The sequence below is a fragment of the Nocardioides endophyticus genome (genome assembly GCF_039543845.1).
Lineage (GTDB): Bacteria > Actinomycetota > Actinomycetes > Propionibacteriales > Nocardioidaceae > Nocardioides > Nocardioides endophyticus.
In genome coordinates this window covers 22,907-38,087 of sequence record NZ_BAABKN010000036.1, presented here as the reverse complement: position 1 = coordinate 38,087, position 15,181 = coordinate 22,907, and the positions used below count along the sequence as shown (strand labels likewise).

13 protein-coding genes are annotated in these 15,181 nt (G+C 70.8%); 6 read left to right on the top strand and 7 right to left on the bottom strand.

The annotated features are described in order from the left end of the window. Positions 1–11 precede the first annotated feature (11 nt). From ABEA33_RS24690 to ABEA33_RS24680, 3 genes are all read left to right on the top strand, one after another. The gene (locus ABEA33_RS24690; protein ID WP_345529767.1) at positions 12–1,898 is read left to right on the top strand and encodes an ATP-binding protein; all 1,887 of its coding nucleotides are present in this window, start codon (positions 12–14) and stop codon (positions 1,896–1,898) included. A gap of 70 nt (positions 1,899–1,968) precedes the next feature. Then, a complete protein-coding gene (locus tag ABEA33_RS24685) occupies positions 1,969–3,987 on the top strand; it encodes an eCIS core domain-containing protein (protein ID WP_345529766.1) in 2,019 nt (672 codons plus the stop codon). A gap of 3 nt (positions 3,988–3,990) precedes the next feature. Continuing rightward, positions 3,991–4,524, top strand: a complete 534-nt coding sequence (locus ABEA33_RS24680; protein WP_345529765.1) for a hypothetical protein — start codon at positions 3,991–3,993, stop codon at positions 4,522–4,524. Between the two features lie 6 nt (positions 4,525–4,530). Here the strand turns inward: ABEA33_RS24680 and ABEA33_RS24675 are convergent, their stop codons facing one another. The 3 genes from ABEA33_RS24675 to rpsO all read right to left on the bottom strand — a co-directional run bounded on the left by ABEA33_RS24675 (position 4,531) and on the right by rpsO (position 8,655). Continuing rightward, on the bottom strand, positions 4,531–5,775 hold the full coding sequence (locus ABEA33_RS24675; protein WP_345529764.1) for a M16 family metallopeptidase: 1,245 nt from the start codon (positions 5,773–5,775) through the stop codon (positions 4,531–4,533). A gap of 101 nt (positions 5,776–5,876) precedes the next feature. Beyond that, a complete protein-coding gene (locus ABEA33_RS24670; protein WP_425577472.1) occupies positions 5,877–8,117 on the bottom strand; it encodes a polyribonucleotide nucleotidyltransferase in 2,241 nt (746 codons plus the stop codon). Positions 8,118–8,379: 262 nt separating this feature from the next. Beyond that, a complete protein-coding gene (gene rpsO, locus ABEA33_RS24665) occupies positions 8,380–8,655 on the bottom strand; it encodes a 30S ribosomal protein S15 (protein ID WP_345529763.1) in 276 nt (91 codons plus the stop codon). Between the two features lie 176 nt (positions 8,656–8,831). Here rpsO and ABEA33_RS24660 point away from each other — a divergent pair, with 176 nt between their 5' ends. Beyond that, on the top strand, positions 8,832–9,536 hold the full coding sequence (locus ABEA33_RS24660; protein WP_345529762.1) for a L,D-transpeptidase family protein: 705 nt from the start codon (positions 8,832–8,834) through the stop codon (positions 9,534–9,536). 6 nt (positions 9,537–9,542) lie between these two features. Here ABEA33_RS24660 and ABEA33_RS24655 read toward each other — a convergent pair whose 3' ends face one another. Together ABEA33_RS24655 and ABEA33_RS24650 are read right to left on the bottom strand one after the other, a co-directional pair. Beyond that, entirely contained in the window at positions 9,543–9,785 is a 243-nt protein-coding gene (locus ABEA33_RS24655) for a DUF6458 family protein (protein WP_345529760.1), read from the bottom strand. A 77-nt stretch (positions 9,786–9,862) separates the two neighbouring features. Beyond that, positions 9,863–10,420 (bottom strand): RNA polymerase sigma factor, encoded by a 558-nt coding sequence (locus ABEA33_RS24650; RefSeq protein WP_345529759.1) that lies wholly within the window; start codon positions 10,418–10,420, stop codon positions 9,863–9,865. A 68-nt stretch (positions 10,421–10,488) separates the two neighbouring features. Between ABEA33_RS24650 and ABEA33_RS24645 the strand changes: the two genes are divergently transcribed. Together ABEA33_RS24645 and ABEA33_RS24640 are read left to right on the top strand one after the other, a co-directional pair. Then, complete coding sequence (locus ABEA33_RS24645; protein WP_345529758.1) at positions 10,489–11,163, top strand: hypothetical protein; 675 nt, start codon at positions 10,489–10,491, stop codon at positions 11,161–11,163. 72 nt (positions 11,164–11,235) lie between these two features. Continuing rightward, positions 11,236–11,619 carry a hypothetical protein gene (locus ABEA33_RS24640; protein WP_345529757.1) on the top strand — a complete coding sequence of 128 codons (384 nt, stop codon included), beginning with the start codon at positions 11,236–11,238 and terminating at the stop codon, positions 11,617–11,619. A gap of 73 nt (positions 11,620–11,692) precedes the next feature. On the opposite strand, the gene ABEA33_RS24635 is transcribed toward ABEA33_RS24640, so the two are convergent. Together ABEA33_RS24635 and ABEA33_RS24630 are read right to left on the bottom strand one after the other, a co-directional pair. Next, the gene (locus ABEA33_RS24635; RefSeq protein ID WP_345529756.1) at positions 11,693–12,874 is read right to left on the bottom strand and encodes a sulfite oxidase; all 1,182 of its coding nucleotides are present in this window, start codon (positions 12,872–12,874) and stop codon (positions 11,693–11,695) included. A gap of 24 nt (positions 12,875–12,898) precedes the next feature. Beyond that, complete coding sequence (locus ABEA33_RS24630; protein ID WP_345529755.1) at positions 12,899–15,073, bottom strand: MMPL family transporter; 2,175 nt, start codon at positions 15,071–15,073, stop codon at positions 12,899–12,901. Positions 15,074–15,181: the final 108 nt, after the last annotated feature.

Below are 15,181 nucleotides of genomic sequence, written 5' to 3'. Positions count from 1 at the left end.
ATCCTGACGACGTGGAGACGCTCGCGGTCCGGCTCGCCCATGCCGTCGCACGTCGCGTGGAGGCCGGATGGTCGGGAGCCGCGACGGCCGAGGCCGCCCTCGCCGCACTCGGCCCCGAGTTCGGCGACGTCGACCTCGAGGCGGCCCTGGGCACCATCGCCCACCAGTTCGGACTCTCGCCCACGGACGCCTCGATCCTCGAGGTGGCGGCGCTCGCCGACCAGAGCGTCAGCGGCCACCTCCTGCTCGGCCTGCTGTCGGGTGACCCCGGCCCGGCCCGGCCGAGCGTCGCGGTCGCCCTAGAGGTCGCCGGGCTGCCCGCGGACGCCCGCGCGGCCCGCGCCCACCTCGGTCCGCGGTCTCCGCTCGTCCACTACGGCCTGATCGACACCTCCGGCATCGACGTGCTGCTCAGCCGCCGCGTGGTGGTGGCCGATCGGGTCGCGGCGCACCTGTCGGGCGGCGACGACCTGCCGCCGCAACGCGTGCTGACCATGCTGCTCGACGCTGTCCCGGTCGAGGTCGAGGGCACCACCCTGGTCGCCTCCGCACTCAGTGCGGGCCAGCGGCTGGTCTGGGTGCACGCACCCGGCGCCGGCGCAGGTGCCGCCATGGCGACCGCGGCGTGCCGCCGGCTCGGGGTGGCCCACCTGGTGGCCGACCTGGCCCGCCTCGACCCGGCCTCGTCCGTCGAGCAGGCCACGCTGGACATCCTGCTCGAAGGCGGGCTCGCCGGCAGCGTCGTCGTACTGGTCGGCGCGGAGCGGGTGCGCGCCGACGTCTACACGCGCTCGGCCGTCCCCGTCATCGCGGTCAGCGTCGAGCCCTGGGACCCGCAGTGGCCGGCCGACCTCCCGTTGACCGTGCCCGCGCCGCGCCTCTCGGTCGCCGAGCGCCAGGCGCTGTGGGCTCCCCTGCTGGGGGACGGCGACGCGAGCCGCGAGGTGAGCGGCATGCCGCTCTCGCCCGAGCAGATCGCGATCGTCGGGCGGCACGCCACGACCACCGCAGCGCTGCACGGCGAGGACGACGTCACCGCCGAGCGGGTCCGCCACTCGGCGCGCGAGCTGAGTCGCGGCCGCAGCGTGCGCGCGAACGCCGGCTCCTCGGTCACCCTCGACGACCTGGTGCTGCCCCCGGCCGCGCTCGGCGAGGTCCAGCGTCTGCTGGACTGGGCCCGCTACCGCGACGAGGTCGCGGCCATGGGACCGCTCCACGGGAAGGGCGGCAAGGGCATCGGGATCTGCGCACTCTTCTCCGGGCCTCCCGGCACCGGCAAGACCCTGGCCGCGCACGTCGTCGCCGACTCCCTCGGGATGGACCTCTACCAGGTCGACCTGTCCTCGATCGTCGACAAGTACATCGGCGAGACCGAGAAGAACCTCGAGCGCGTCTTCCAGGAGGCCGAGGCCACCAACGCGGTGCTGTTCTTCGACGAGGCCGATGCGCTGTTCGGCTCGCGCTCCGAGGTCAAGGACGCCAAGGACCGCTACGCCAACCAGGAGATCGCCTACCTGCTGCAGCGGATGGAGCAGTTCGACGGCATCACAGTGCTGGCCAGCAACCTGCGCGGCAACATCGACCCGGCATTCGCGCGGCGTCTGCACTTCATGGTCGCCTTCCCGGACCCGGACGAGCCGACCCGCCAGCGCCTCTGGACCCACCACCTCGAGGACCTCGCCACCGACCCCGACGACCCGGTCGACGTCGTACGTCTGGCGTCGGCGGTCGAGCTCGCCGGCGGCGACGTCCGCAACATGGTCCTCACGGCCGTGTACGCCGCGGTCGCGGAGGGGGTGCCACTCGGCATGCGCCACGTCACCGAGTCCGTGCACCGCGAGCACATCAAGCTCGGCCGGCGCCCACCTGCGGGGCTTCCGCTCCCCGACCGGTCTTGACCACCTGAGAAATCCGCTCCGTACAGGCGGTTCGTGAGACTCGGAGCCTCCGCGGGAGGAGAATCCCTCCGTGAGCAACGGCCCGACCCACGCGACCCAGGAAGCGGAGCAGGCGGCTCCCCAGCCGGTGGCCGTCGAGCCGATGATGGGCGCGATCGCTCCGGTGCCACTGATGGTCGGGCACGCCGAGGACCGCGCCGAGCGCGACGCCGACGCCATGGCCGACAGCGCGCTCGGCAGGCTGCGCCGCCTCGAGGGCGACACCCACTCGCACGGCCCCGGCTGCGACCACTCGCAGGTGCGCCGCAGCGCGGCCCCGCCCAGCGGGACACCGGTGGTCGGCTACGAGGGCGGCGCCCTGGACTCGGGCACCAGCTCGGCCATCGAGTCCCGCCGCGGCGGAGGACGCGCACTCGACGCCGACGTACGCCGACGCATGGAGACCGCGTTCAACACCAGCTTCTCGTCGGTCCGCATCCACGACGACTCCCACGCGGCCAAGCTCAACGGCGCCGTCTCGGCGACGGCGTTCACCACCGGCAAGGACATCTTCTTCGGGAGCCGGCAGTACGCGCCCGGCACACCCAGCGGCGACCGGGTCCTCGCACACGAGCTCGCGCACACGTTGCAACCAGACGGAGGCACCCGGCGCCAGGTCGCCACCGCGCCCGGCGTCTCGCCACGCGCCCACGCTGCGATCGTGCGCAGCGTCGCCACCACGCACACGGTCCGGCGCGGGCTCATGGACTACTTCAGGAAGAAGCCCGCCGCCGGCCCGGGCCCGGAGGCGGCTCAGCCCGGCCCGCCCCAGGTCAACAACCTCACCCCGCCGCCCAAGAAGTACCAGGGCGGCGCCGGCAAGCTCCCCACCAACATGGAGGAGCGCGGCAAGGCCACCGTCGTCGGCACCGTCGTCGGCGGCGCGAAGGTCGCCGGGATGGCGACGACGGGGACCGGGGTGGCCGGCAACGCGCTCGGCGGCGCGGTCGGGGGCGCGGCCGGCCTGCTCACCACCGCCGATGCCCTGACCGGACTCAACAACGCCCGCAAGATGGGCAACGACGCCGAGGCGTACGGCGACAAGGGCATGAGCAACCTGTCCGACCGCAAGTACAAGAACCAGGGCATGCAGGCCCTCGGTGGCGCCGTCACCATGGCCAAGGGCGGCGTCGAGATGGGCTACCTCGCGAGCGCCGGCGAGTCCGGCATCAAGGCGGCGATGAAGTCGGGGGTCGCGAACGGCGCGCTCGGTGCGGCCGCCGGTGGGCTCGGCGTGGCCGTCGGCTCGGTGCAGACCCTCCAGGGCCTCTGGAAGAGCGGCAAGGCCGTCCAGAAGCTGTGCCGCCTGACCTGGGGGCGCTCGCAGGAGATGTACAGCAAGCGCGGCAAGGAGTCATGGAAGCCGGCGATCCTGAGCGCCGAGAAGTTCAAGCTCGGCGTCGGAGTGGTGAAGACCGCCCTGGGCGTGCTGGGCATCGCGGCCGGCGCCCTGCTCATCGTCTCGAACCCGATCGGCTGGGGCATCGGGATCGCCGCGGCGATCGCCGGCGGCGTCTACGCCGCGACCAAGATCGGCGCCAAGATCCGCGATGCCAGCAAGCGCACCGAGATCGCCAAGCAGATCCAGGGCGGCCAACCCGCCGACGAGATCGAGGCAGACGGCGGCGGCAAGAAGACCGTCATCGACTCCAACAGGACCATCGTCAAGAACGTCAAGAAGGCCAACGAGCGGTCCAAGAAGAAGAACGACGGCGCCGAGGTCGGGGACGACGTCAAGGCTCGCAGCGTGGCGATCGAGAAGGCCAACGAGGTCGCCCGCCTGGCGTCCAACACCGCCGTCATCGCCTCGGAGATGCGGGAGGCGATGCTCTGGGCGGACGACACCGGACAGGAAGGCGTATGGGGCGCACTGGAGGCTGAGGTCGAGAAGCCGTCGGGCATCCCGGCCAGGTTCCCTCACGAGTCGTGGAAGGAGCTCTACGACGCCTACATGCTGCTCAGCACGATCAACGTCACCCGCGAGGAGGCCGTGGCGCCGTCCGGCCAGGAGCTGATCGAGAAGAAGCTGTCCAAGATGGAGTCGATGTAGCCGGTGGTTCCCCCAGCGCTCGATCCCTCGCAGGACCCGGCGTACGAGCTCCTCGGCCTCCTGGGCGAGGAGCTGGCCTCCGGCGACATCGACAACCGGCTGGTGGCTGCCCAGGGACAGGCGCCGGCACAGCTGGTGATCCCGCTGGTCGCCGAGAACGGCGCGGTCGCGGTGGTCAACCTGTGCTTCCTCCCGGAGCACGACCTGCCCCCGGTCCTGCAGTACATCGTCGCGCTCGAGCACGACGTCGCACCGGACGCGGTCGACAACACCGCCCGCTTCCTGCACCTGGTCAACTCCAGCCTCCCGCTGACCGGGTTCGAGCTCGGCGAGTCGGTGTCTGCGGTGGTCTTCCGCTACCTCCAGCCGGTGTCCATCCAGCCACTGGTGACCGAGGTGGTCGTCTGGCCGCTGTCCATGATCTTCAACGCAGTCGTCCTGTTCGACGCGCTCATCGGGCAGGCATGTGCCGGCGCCTCCATGGAGGACCTGGTCTCCGGCTACGGCCGGGCGATGGCGGATCTCTACGGATCCTGACCAGGACTACGCCGGACCGACGACCGCAAGGATCTCCGGCCGACCGAAGACATCACGAGCGACATCACGCACCTGCTCGACGGTCACGGCGTCGATGCGCCGCATCACCTCGTCGATGCCCAGCAACTCGTCGTGGACGAGCTCAGCCTTGCCGATGCGCGACATCCGGGATGCGGAGTCCTCGAGACCGAGCACCAGGCCGCCGCGCAGCTGACCCTTGCCGCGGGCCAGCTCCTCGGCGGTGATGCCGTCACGCACGACCTTCGCCAGCTCGTCGCGGACCACCACCAGGACGTCGTCGAGGCGGTTGGGCAGGCAGCCGACCGACACCCCGACCAGGCCGGAGTCGGCGTGGTGGGACGAGAACGAGAAGACGGAGTACGCCAGGCCCCGGTGCTCGCGCACCTCCTGGAACAGCCGGCTCGACGTACCACCACCGAGGGCGGTGTTGAGGACGCCGAGCGCGAAGCGACGGTCGTCGTCGCGAGGAAGTCCCTCCATGCCGAGCACCAAGTTGACCTGCTCGAACGGGCGGGTCGCCTCGATCTGGCCCGGCCGGACCTTCTTGCGGCCGCCGTGTCGCGGTGCGACCGGGGTCTCCTCGACGTCCAGCCAGCCGTTGCGTCCGAACGCCGCCTTGACCTGGCGTACGACGGTGTTGTGGTCGACGTTGCCCGCGGCCGCGACCACGATGTTGGCGGGCCGGTAGTGCCGGCGGTAGAAGCGGTGGACCTGGGCCCGGGTCAGGGCAGCGATCGAGTCCTCGGTGCCGGCGATCCCGCGACCCAGCGGCGAGTCGCCCCAGGCCTGCAGGGCGAAGAGGTTGTGGACGACGTCGTCGGGGTCGTCGTCGTGCATCGCGATCTCGTCCAGGATCACGTCACGCTCGGCCTCGACGTCCTCGGGCGCGAGCGTCGAGCTGGTGATCATGTCGCCGAGCACGTCGACGGCCAGCGGCAAGTCCTCGTCGAGGACCCGTGCGTGGAAGCAGGTGTACTCCTTCGCGGTGAAGGCGTTGAACTCCCCACCCACCGCGTCCAGGGCCACTGAGATGTCCAGCGCCGAGCGCTCCGGCGTCCCCTTGAAGAGCAGGTGCTCCAGGAAGTGCGAGCAGCCGTGCAGGGCCGGTGACTCGTCGCGCGAGCCGACCCCGACCCACACGCCGATGGCCGCAGATCGGACACCGGCCTGCTGCTCGGTGATGATCCGCAGCCCGCTGCGCAACGTCGTACGGCGGACCTTGGAGGTCACCTGTCCCCCACTGTCGTGCTCGGTGACGAGTGTGACGGTGGTCTGAGAAGGCGTCGACCCGCCCGAAGTTGCCTTCGAGCGGGTCGACGATGAAGCAGTGGTCACTCGGAGTCGTCCGCGCCTTCGCCGGCAGCGTCGTCCGAGGAGCCCTCGATGTACGGGACCAGCGACAGCTTGCCGCGGTCGTCGATCTCGGCGATCTGGACCTGGATCTTCTGGCCCACCGACACGACGTCCTCGACGGCGTCGACCCGCTTGCCGCCGGCCAGGTCGCGCAGCTTGCTGATGTGCAGCAGCCCGTCCTTGCCCGGCATCAGCGAGATGAACGCGCCGAAGTTGGTCGTCTTGACGACCGTGCCCAGGTAGCGCTCGCCGATCTCCGGCATCGTCGGGTTCGCGATCTGGTTGATCGCGTCCTTCGCTGCCTGAGCGGCCTCACCGTTGGTGGCACCGATGTAGATCGTGCCGTCGTCCTCGATCGAGATCGAGGCACCGGTGTCGTCCTGGATCTGGTTGATGATCTTGCCCTTCGGCCCGATGACCTCGCCGATCTTGTCCACGGGGACCTTGATCGTGATGATCCGCGGGGCGTGGATCGACATCTCCTCGGGCTCGTCGATGGCCTCGGCCATCACGTCGAGGATCGTCATCCGGGCGTCCTTGGCCTGGTTCAGCGCCGCAGCGAGGACCTCGGCCGGGATGCCGTCGAGCTTGGTGTCGAGCTGGAGAGCGGTGACGAACTCCCGGGTGCCGGCGACCTTGAAGTCCATGTCGCCGAACGCGTCCTCGGCACCGAGGATGTCGGTGAGCGCGACGTACTGCGTCTCGCCGTCGACCTCGCCCGAGATCAGGCCCATCGCGATGCCCGCGACCGAAGCCTTGAGCGGCACACCGGCCTGGAGCAACGCCAGGGTGGACGCGCAGACCGAGCCCATCGAGGTCGAGCCGTTGGAGCCCATGGCCTCGGAGAGCTGGCGGATCGCGTACGGGAACTGCTCACGGTCGGGCAGCACCGGCAGCAGGGCGCGGCGCGCGAGCGCACCGTGGCCGACCTCGCGACGCTTCGGGGAGCCGACGCGGCCGGTCTCGCCGGTCGAGAACGGCGGGAAGATGTACTTGTGCATGTAGCGGCGGTGCTTCTCCGGGGAGAGCGTGTCGAGCTGCTGCTCCATCTTGAGCATGTCGAGGGTGGTGACGCCCAGGATCTGGGTCTCGCCACGCTCGAACAGCGCGGAGCCGTGCACCCGCGGGACCACGCCGACCTCGGCGTGCAGCGGACGGATGTCGGCAAGGCCGCGACCGTCCATGCGGATCTTGTCGCGCAGCACGCGCTCGCGCATGACCTGCTTGCTGACCGAGCGGAACGCCGCGCCGATCTCCTTCTCGCGACCCTCGAACTGGCCGCCGAGCTGCTCGAGCAGCGCCGCCTTCAGCTCGTCGGTCTTGGCCTCGCGCTCGAGCTTGTCGACGATCTGCATCGCGACGCTGAGGTCGGCCGTGGAAGCAGCCTCGACGGCGGCGTAGACGTCGTCCTCGTAGTCGAGGAAGACCGGGAAGTCCTGGACGGGCTTCGCAGCGACGTTGGCCAGCTCGGCCTGCGCCTCGCAGAGCTGCTTGATGAACGGCTTGGACGCGTCCAGGCCACCGGCGACGACGGCCTCGGTCGGAGCCTGCACGCCACCCTCGACGAGGGTCCAGGTCTGCTCCGTGGCCTCGGCCTCGACCATCATGATCGCGACGTCACCGGTCTCGGTGACGCGACCCGCGACCACCATGTCGAACACGGCGTCCTCGAGCTGGCTGTGGGTCGGGAACGCCACCCACTGGCCCTCGATCAGGGCGACGCGGACGGCGCCGACCGGGCCGGAGAACGGCAGGCCGGAGATCTGGGTGGAGAGCGACGCCGCGTTGATCGCGAGGACGTCGTACGGCGTGTTGGGGTCGAGCGCCATCACGGTGATGACGACCTGGACCTCGTTGCGCAGACCCTTCTTGAAGGTCGGGCGCAGCGGACGGTCGATCAGGCGGCAGGTGAGGATCGCGTCCTCGCCCGGGCGGCCTTCGGACCGGAAGAACGAGCCGGGGATCTTGCCCGCGGCGTACATCCGCTCCTCGACGTCGATCGTCAGGGGGAAGAAGTCGAAGTGGTCCTTGGGGTGCTTGCCGGCCGTAGTGGCCGACAGCAGCATGGTGTCGTCGTCGAGGTAGGCGGTCACCGCACCGGCGGCCTGCCGGGCGAGCAGCCCGGTCTCGAACTTCACCGTGCGCTGGCCGTGCTTGCCGTTGTCGAGGACAGTCTCGACGGCGGAGATCACGGGCTCGTTGGATGTGGAGTCAGTCAAGGGTCGTTCCCTATTTCTGTTCACGGAGCCACCGGCCACGTCCCGCTCACCAATGTGAGAGGGCCGGTCTTCGATCGAGGCCCACCCTGTCCAGGGGGAGCCACTACCGAGGACCGAGCCAGAACGAGGCGGTGGATCCTGGGGGTTCTACTCGGATTCAGTTCTTCGGTCGTGCGTTCCCGAGCCTATCGGCGTCGGGTCGAAATGCAGACGAAGCGGCTGCCCGGAAGGGGCAGCCGCTCCGCCCCGGAGACCGGGAAGCTCAGCGACGCAGACCCAAGCGCTCGACGATGGAGCGGTATCGGGCGATCTCGGTCTTCTGCAGGTAGTTCAGCAGACGACGGCGCTGGCCGACGAGCAGCAGCAGACCACGACGGCTGTGGTGGTCGTGCTTGTGCGTCTTGAGGTGCTCGGTGAGGTGGCTGATGCGGTGGCTCAGCAGCGCGATCTGAACCTCGGGCGAACCGGTGTCGCCCTCGGTCTTGCCGTACTCAGCGATGATCTTCTTCTTGGTCTCCGCGTCGGTACCGATTGACATGCGGGCTCCTTCTCCGGCCCTCTCGGGCTCAGTCGTTGCGCGGCGCGCCCGGGCCTGTTCACCGGGGCACTCTGGTTCCGCGGCCGTTTGACGGCAGTTGTCGCCTGTGCAGGCAACCGGAGAACCTTACCGCGCGAGAGAGGACCTCACCCAATCGGGCGTGTGATCATCAGGGAGTGCTCACCCGACTCGGCGGACCGCTCGTCGCCCTCCTCCTCGTGGGTACGACGTGCGCGCTCGTGCCTGCGCCAGCGACAGCCGCCTCCGACCGTCGCCTCGATCCCGCCTGGGCGGCAGTGGTGCCGGCCGGCACGACCCAGGTCGTCCGCACGGTGTCGAGCAGGAAGTACTGCCGCAAGGTCTGGTGCACGGTCACGCAGGCGTGGGAGCGGGGTGCCGACGGCGGGTGGACGAATCGCCGCGAGTTCCGCTCCAGCATCGGCGTGCACGGATGGGGGAAGCGCCGCGAAGGTGACGGCCGCTCCCCCGGCGGCACGTTCCGGATCAAGGTGACCTTCACGACCGGGACGGCGAACCCCGGCGCGATGCCGTGGCGTCAGCGCCGGGCCACCTCGGTCGTCTCCTCGAGGGCCGGGGCCACCTACAACACGTGGCTGGAGGTCCCCGGCGTCAGGTCGGGCAACCGGCCGTCGATGCGATCCGGGTGGGTGCTCGACTTCAACAACGTCCGTCTGCGCCCGGGGCATGGCCCGCGGCCGGTGCCGGGAGCCGGCAGCGGGATCTTCTTCCACACCTCGAAGCCCGACCACCGCTGGGCGCCGACAGCCGGCTGCACGCAGGTCGGCAACCCCGCACAGATGCGCTGGCTGCTCACCTGGCTGCGCCCCGAGGCGCAGCCGAGGGTCGTGCAGGACAGATAGCCAGCGTCAGACGGCCGGGGGCGGGTCGTTGCGCTCCTGGACGACGCGACTGCCGTCGGAGTACTGCGTCACGGCGGTCGACCGGCGGCGAGACGCCGTGGTCGCCGCAGTGAGGACGATGATCAGCGCCCCGGCAGCGGCCAGGATCCAGCCGACCATCGTGAGGTCGACGTTGGCGAGCTGGTCGGTCACCGCCAGGGCGAGGATGAGCCCCACCGCCAGCAAGAAGATGCCGAGTCCATATCCCATGAGTCTCTCCCTCTGTTCACGCCCGGTCGGGCGTCCGCTGAGAGGGTTTCCAGCGCAGAGATCGGCGAAACCCCAGGTCAGGTGCCCTCGTCGGTGAAGTGCTGACGGAGCCGCCGCAAGGCACGGTGCCGGGCGACCCGCACCGCCGTCGGGCTCATCTCGAGGGCCCGCGCCGTCGAGGCGACGTCGAGGCCGACCACCTCGAGACAGGCGAGGACCTCTGCCTCCCGCGGGCTCAGCATCGCGAGCAGCCGGCGGGTCTCCGCCTGGCCGACCACGTCGCCCTCCGGCGAGTCGGCGACGCCCCAGGCGACGTCCGGCGACCCTGGCTCGTGCGCGTCGGTACGACGCCGCTGGGCGGCCCGCCGCCGGTTGTTGAGGACGAGCCGGGCGATCGTGAAGAGCCATCCCGCGAAGTCGTCGTCGGAGCCGGTGAACTCCCCGAGCTTGGTAGCAGCGGTCAGCCAGGCGTCGGCGGCGACGTCCTCCGGCGACGCCGCCGGGTCGCCACTGGGGAGCGACGCGAGCCAGACCCTCAGCCGGCGACCGTGCAGAGAGTAGAGCTCCCGCCAGGCGTCCTCGTCGCCGTCGAGGGCGCGCGAGACCAGCGGTCCGTTCGCTCCACGAGACGCCATCACCCATCCTGCCCATCTGTCGGCCTCCGGAGCGTAACGATCGGGCCGTCTTGTGACATGTTCATCCCGTGACGCGCCGCTTCTCCCGCTCAGACGTCCGTCGCGCGCTGCGCGCGTCGGTGGACGAGCCGCTCACCGACGACGAGCTCGTCGGCAGGCTGGCAGCGGCGGCGCGCAGCGCTCCTCGACCGGCGCCGGTCCGGGGTCGACTCCGGGTCCTCGCGCCGGCGGCCGCGCTCGCCACCGCCGCGGTCTTCGGCGGCATCGGCGTGTCGTACGCCGCCGGCTGGGTCGAACCGCCCGGCTGGCCGCACAACCCGCAGCGTGACGAGCCCCGGAACCCCCAGCCGACGGCTCCGGAGCCGGGGCCGAGCACCGGGTCGAGCGATGAGCCGACCACGGGGCCGGGCCAGCCCGACACCTCGGCCGCACCGTCACAGACCGGCAGGCCGAGCGACTCCACGACGCCGGGCAGCACCGGCGGGCCGACCCGTCCCGCGACGCCGAGCCAGGCCGCCGACCCGACCCGGCCGGCGCACCCCAGCAGCTCGGCCGAGCCGACCCACCCCACCAAGCCGACGCACCCGGTCAAGCCGACCCACCCCACCAAGCCGACGCACCCGGTCAAGCCGACCCAGGCCGCGACCCCCAGTCACCCCGCCAAGCCCAGCAAGACCGCGAAACCCAGCAAGACCGCGAAACCCAGCACGTCCGCCGATCCGTCCAGCGTCTCGGGGCTGTAACGCACGACGGCACTCGCGACATGAACTCCATGACCTGCCCAGGGGCGATCGCCCCGAGAACAAGGAGTTCACATGCACCGCATTCGGACGACCACCGTCGCCCTCCTCTCGACCGTCGCGCTGACCATGGGAGCAGCGCCGCTCGCAGCCCACGCCGACAAGCCGGACCGGGAGCCGTGCGCGAAGCAGGAGGCGCAGGTCCAGAAGGCGGAGGACGCCCTGGCCCGGGTGACGGCGGTCTTCGCCCAGCAGAAGGAGCACGTCGCCGACGCGCGGCAGGACGTCAAGCACGCCGACAACCGCTCCGAGCGGGCCGAAGCCGTGGCGGCACTGCACGCCGCCAAGGTGAAGAAGGAGAAGGTCGCCAAGGCCAAGAAGGCTCAGCAGATGCGCCTGGCCAAGGCCAACGAGCGCCTGGCTGCCTGCGAGACGGCGGACAGCGGCACCACGTCCTGACCCCGCCGCCCCGCTTCCGGGGGAAGCCGGCCCGGCGTTCGACGCGCCGGGCCGGCGTACGTGCCGATCGTGCTCAGACCACCGTCACCGGATGGCGCACGACGGCGTCGAAGAAGTACCCGTTGTCGTTGAACGGCGTGACCAGCGGCTGGGTGCGCCCCACCTTGTCGGTCGCACGGGCGAGCAGCTCGTGGGAGCCGACCTCGGGTCGCCGCCACGACCAGCTCCACTGCGTCCAGCCACGCTCGCGGGCACGCCCGAGGTGCGCCCGCTCCCACGTCGTACCGCCGTCGACGCTGACCTCGACCCGGCGGATCGGAGCGGCGCCGCTCCAGGACCGGCCGGTCAGGTCAAGCCGGCGGCCCCGCGCGAGCTGGGCGCCCCACGGCAGCTCCCACGCCGAGCGCACCGGGTTGGTGGTCAGCACCTGATCACCGATCCGGTACCACTTCGTGTTCCAGGGCGAGGTGAGCTCGGTCGTCGAGACCTCGAGCGAGCCGAGCCACTTGATGCTCGCGATGCCGACCCAGCCGGGCAGCACCAGCCGGAGCGGGTACCCGTGGTCGGGCAGCAGCGGCTCACCGTTCATCTCCCAGGCCAGCAGCGCGTCGTCGAGCGCCTTGGCGATCGGGAACGGCCTGCGCACCGGGCCGTAGTCGACACCACCGGTCACATAGCCCGGGTCGAGCCCGGTCGCCTGCACCGAGACCGCGTCGCGGTCGAGACCGAGGTGGCGGAGCAGGTCGCGCAGCCGCACGCCCTCCCAGCGCACCGTGCCGACGGCGCCGAGCGTCCAGGCCGTGCCCGAGGCAGGGGTGCCCTGCTGGCTCGAGAAGAAGCTGCGCCCGTTGCCCGTGCACTCGTGGGTGGTGATGAGGCTGGTCCGCGGCAGCCGCTTGAGATCGCGGAGCGTCACGGAGACCGGGCTGGCCGCGGTGCGCGGCGAGCGGAGCCCGTCGCCGTACACCTTCAAGGCGTACGACGACGCGTCGATCGTCGGCGTCACCGTGTGGTTGCGGACGAAGAGCCGCGACTGCGGCGTCAGGTAGCGGCGTGGGTCCACGGAGGACCAGCGCGTCTCGGCGTTGGTGCCGAAGTCGACGAACTGGTCGGCCGGCAGCGGCTTGAGGATGGCCGGAGCGCCAGCAAGCGCCCGGCCGAGTGGCGCGAGCGCTTGCGTGGCGAGGGCACCGCCGATGACGGCGGCAGAACGGAGCAGGGTGCGTCGGGTCGTCGCCCGAGACGAAGCGTCCATGCTGCGCACCGTAACATCATCTACTTACTCGACATAAGACCCTGCGTACGCCGGCTCCGGCTCCTCGACCACCCGGGCCTGCGGGCGGCGCGGCTTCCAGGGCCACCACACCTTGTCGCCCATCAGCACCAGGATCGCCGGCAGCATGACCAGGCGGACCAGGGTCGCGTCGAGCAGGATCGCGGCCGAGAGGCCGACGCCCATCATCTTCATCTCGAGCATGCTCAGCGTCGCGAAGATCGCGAACACTGACACCATCACCGCGGCGGCACTGGTGACCACACCGGCCGTGTCGGCGATGCCGCGCTCCACGGCGAGCCGGGTCGGCAGGCCGCTGTTCATGTGCTCGCGGACCCGGCTCAGCACGAAGACGTGGTAGTCCATCGACAGCCCGACCAGCACCACCAGCACGAAGAGCGGCAGCCAGTCGATCACGAACCCGGGGCTGGTGAAGTCGAGCATCCCGCTCCCCCAGCCGTGCTGGAAGACCAGCGTCATGACCCCGAACGCCGCACCGATCGACGCCAGGTTGAGCACCGTCGAGATGATCGCGAGCGGGATGCTGCGGAACGTCGTCGCCATGATCATCATCGTCAGCAGCAGCACGAAGCCGATGACCAGCATCAGCCGGCCGTCCTGCTGCTCGGCGAAGTCCAGACTCTCGGCGGCACCACCGCCGACGGCGTGCTCTCCGAGGCCGTCGAGGGTCACCGGCACCAGGTCGTCGCGCAGCAGGTGCAGCGCGTCGTCCACCCGCGGGTCCGTCTCGTCGAACGGCATCCCGAGCACGATCACCGACGTCGTCCCGTCCTGCGACGTCTGGATGCCGCGTCCCGACGCCACGAAGTCGCCGCTGGCGACCGCCTGGTCGGTGAGCTCGTCGAGGGCTGCCGCGACCTGCTCAGGCGAGGCGTCGCCGGACGCTACGACGACGCGCGCCGAGGCGCCCTCGTCTGCCGGGAAGCTCGCGCTGATGTCCTTGATCGTCTGCACCTGCGGGATCGAGGCGGGCAGCGTGTCGAGGGTGCCGGAGTGGGTCTTCATGCCCAGAGCCGGTACGGCGAGACCGAGGATCACCACGCCCGACAGAGCCAGGGCGACCACGGGGTGGCGCACCACCGGGGCGAGCAGGCGGCTGCTGATGCCGCCGCGGCCGATGCGGCGGTTGAGCCGCCACAGCAGCGGGACCCGCGGCCGGTCGACCCAACGGCCGAGCTTCACCAGCAGCGCCGGCAGCACGGTGATCGAGCCGAGCACGGCGACCGCCACCACGAGGATCGAGCCGATAGCGAGCGAGTTGAAGGTCGCGTTGCCGACCACGAACAGTCCGGCCATCGCCGCGATGACCGCGCCACCGGACACCAGGATCGAGTGGCCCGACGTACGGGCTGCGATCTCGACCGCATCGATGGTGGACCTGCCCTTGGCGCGCTCCTCGCGCTCGCGCTTGAGGTAGAAGAGCGAGTAGTCGACGCCGACCGCCATGCCGATCAGCACGATCATGCTGGAGACGGTCGAGTCGGACGGGATGAGGTAGGACAGCGGGGCGAGCAGGCCCATGGTCGCGGCGACACTGGTGCCCGCGAGCAGCACCGGGATCCCGGCCGCGATGAGCGCGCCGAAGGCGAGCGCCATCAGGATCAGCGTGACCGGGAGACTGATCGTCTCGGCGGAGCCGAGGTCCTCGGCCACCCGATCGTTGATCGCCGCATCGACGGACACGTCGCCGGCCTGGCGCACCTGGAGGTCCGAGAAGTCCTCCTGCACGCCGTCGGTCACCGCCTGGACGGCGTCCGCTTCGTCGACGTCCTCCTCGAGCTCGACCGAGACCAGCAGCGCCGTACGGTCCTGGTTCCACTGCGGCTTCGCGACGCTCGCGACGCCGTCGGCCCCCTTCACGCCGGTGGCGACGGCGTCAGCAGCCTGCTCGGCCTGACCGGTGTCGAGCTTGCCGGACCCGGCGGTGATCAGGATGTTCTCGGTGTTCGGCGCCTCGAGGCCGGCCTGAGCCACCATGGCGTCGGCGCGCCCGGACTCGCCGATGCGGTAGTCGGCGTCGGTGGCCTCCTTGCTCGGGATGGCGACCGCGAGCCCGACCGCGAACGCCACGAAGGCGATCCAGCCGAGAATCGCCCGCCAGGGGTGTTCGGCGCTCCATCGCGCCGCCTTCATCGGTACTGCTGTCAGTGGGTTGCCCATGGCCGTCTCCTGGGTTGGTAGGTGCCTCAAGCCTCGAACCGGAGACAGCGCGCGTCAGGGGCTCAGGGACCCGGCCGGTGGTGGTGCCTGCACCACTGCGCGACGTCG

Bases quoted from the DNA above. Each gene is read 5' to 3' on its own strand.
- ABEA33_RS24655 (WP_345529760.1), bottom strand. From the start codon at position 9,785: ATGGGATATGGACTCGGCATCTTCTTGCTGGCGGTGGGGCTCATCCTC.
- ABEA33_RS24650 (WP_345529759.1), bottom strand. From the start codon at position 10,420: ATGGCGTCTCGTGGAGCGAACGGACCGCTGGTCTCGCGCGCCCTCGAC.
- ABEA33_RS24640 (WP_345529757.1), top strand. From the start codon at position 11,236: ATGCACCGCATTCGGACGACCACCGTCGCCCTCCTCTCGACCGTCGCG.
- ABEA33_RS24630 (WP_345529755.1), bottom strand. From the start codon at position 15,073: ATGGGCAACCCACTGACAGCAGTACCGATGAAGGCGGCGCGATGGAGC.
- ABEA33_RS24635 (WP_345529756.1), bottom strand. From the start codon at position 12,874: ATGGACGCTTCGTCTCGGGCGACGACCCGACGCACCCTGCTCCGTTCT.
- rpsO (WP_345529763.1), bottom strand. From the start codon at position 8,655: ATGTCAATCGGTACCGACGCGGAGACCAAGAAGAAGATCATCGCTGAG.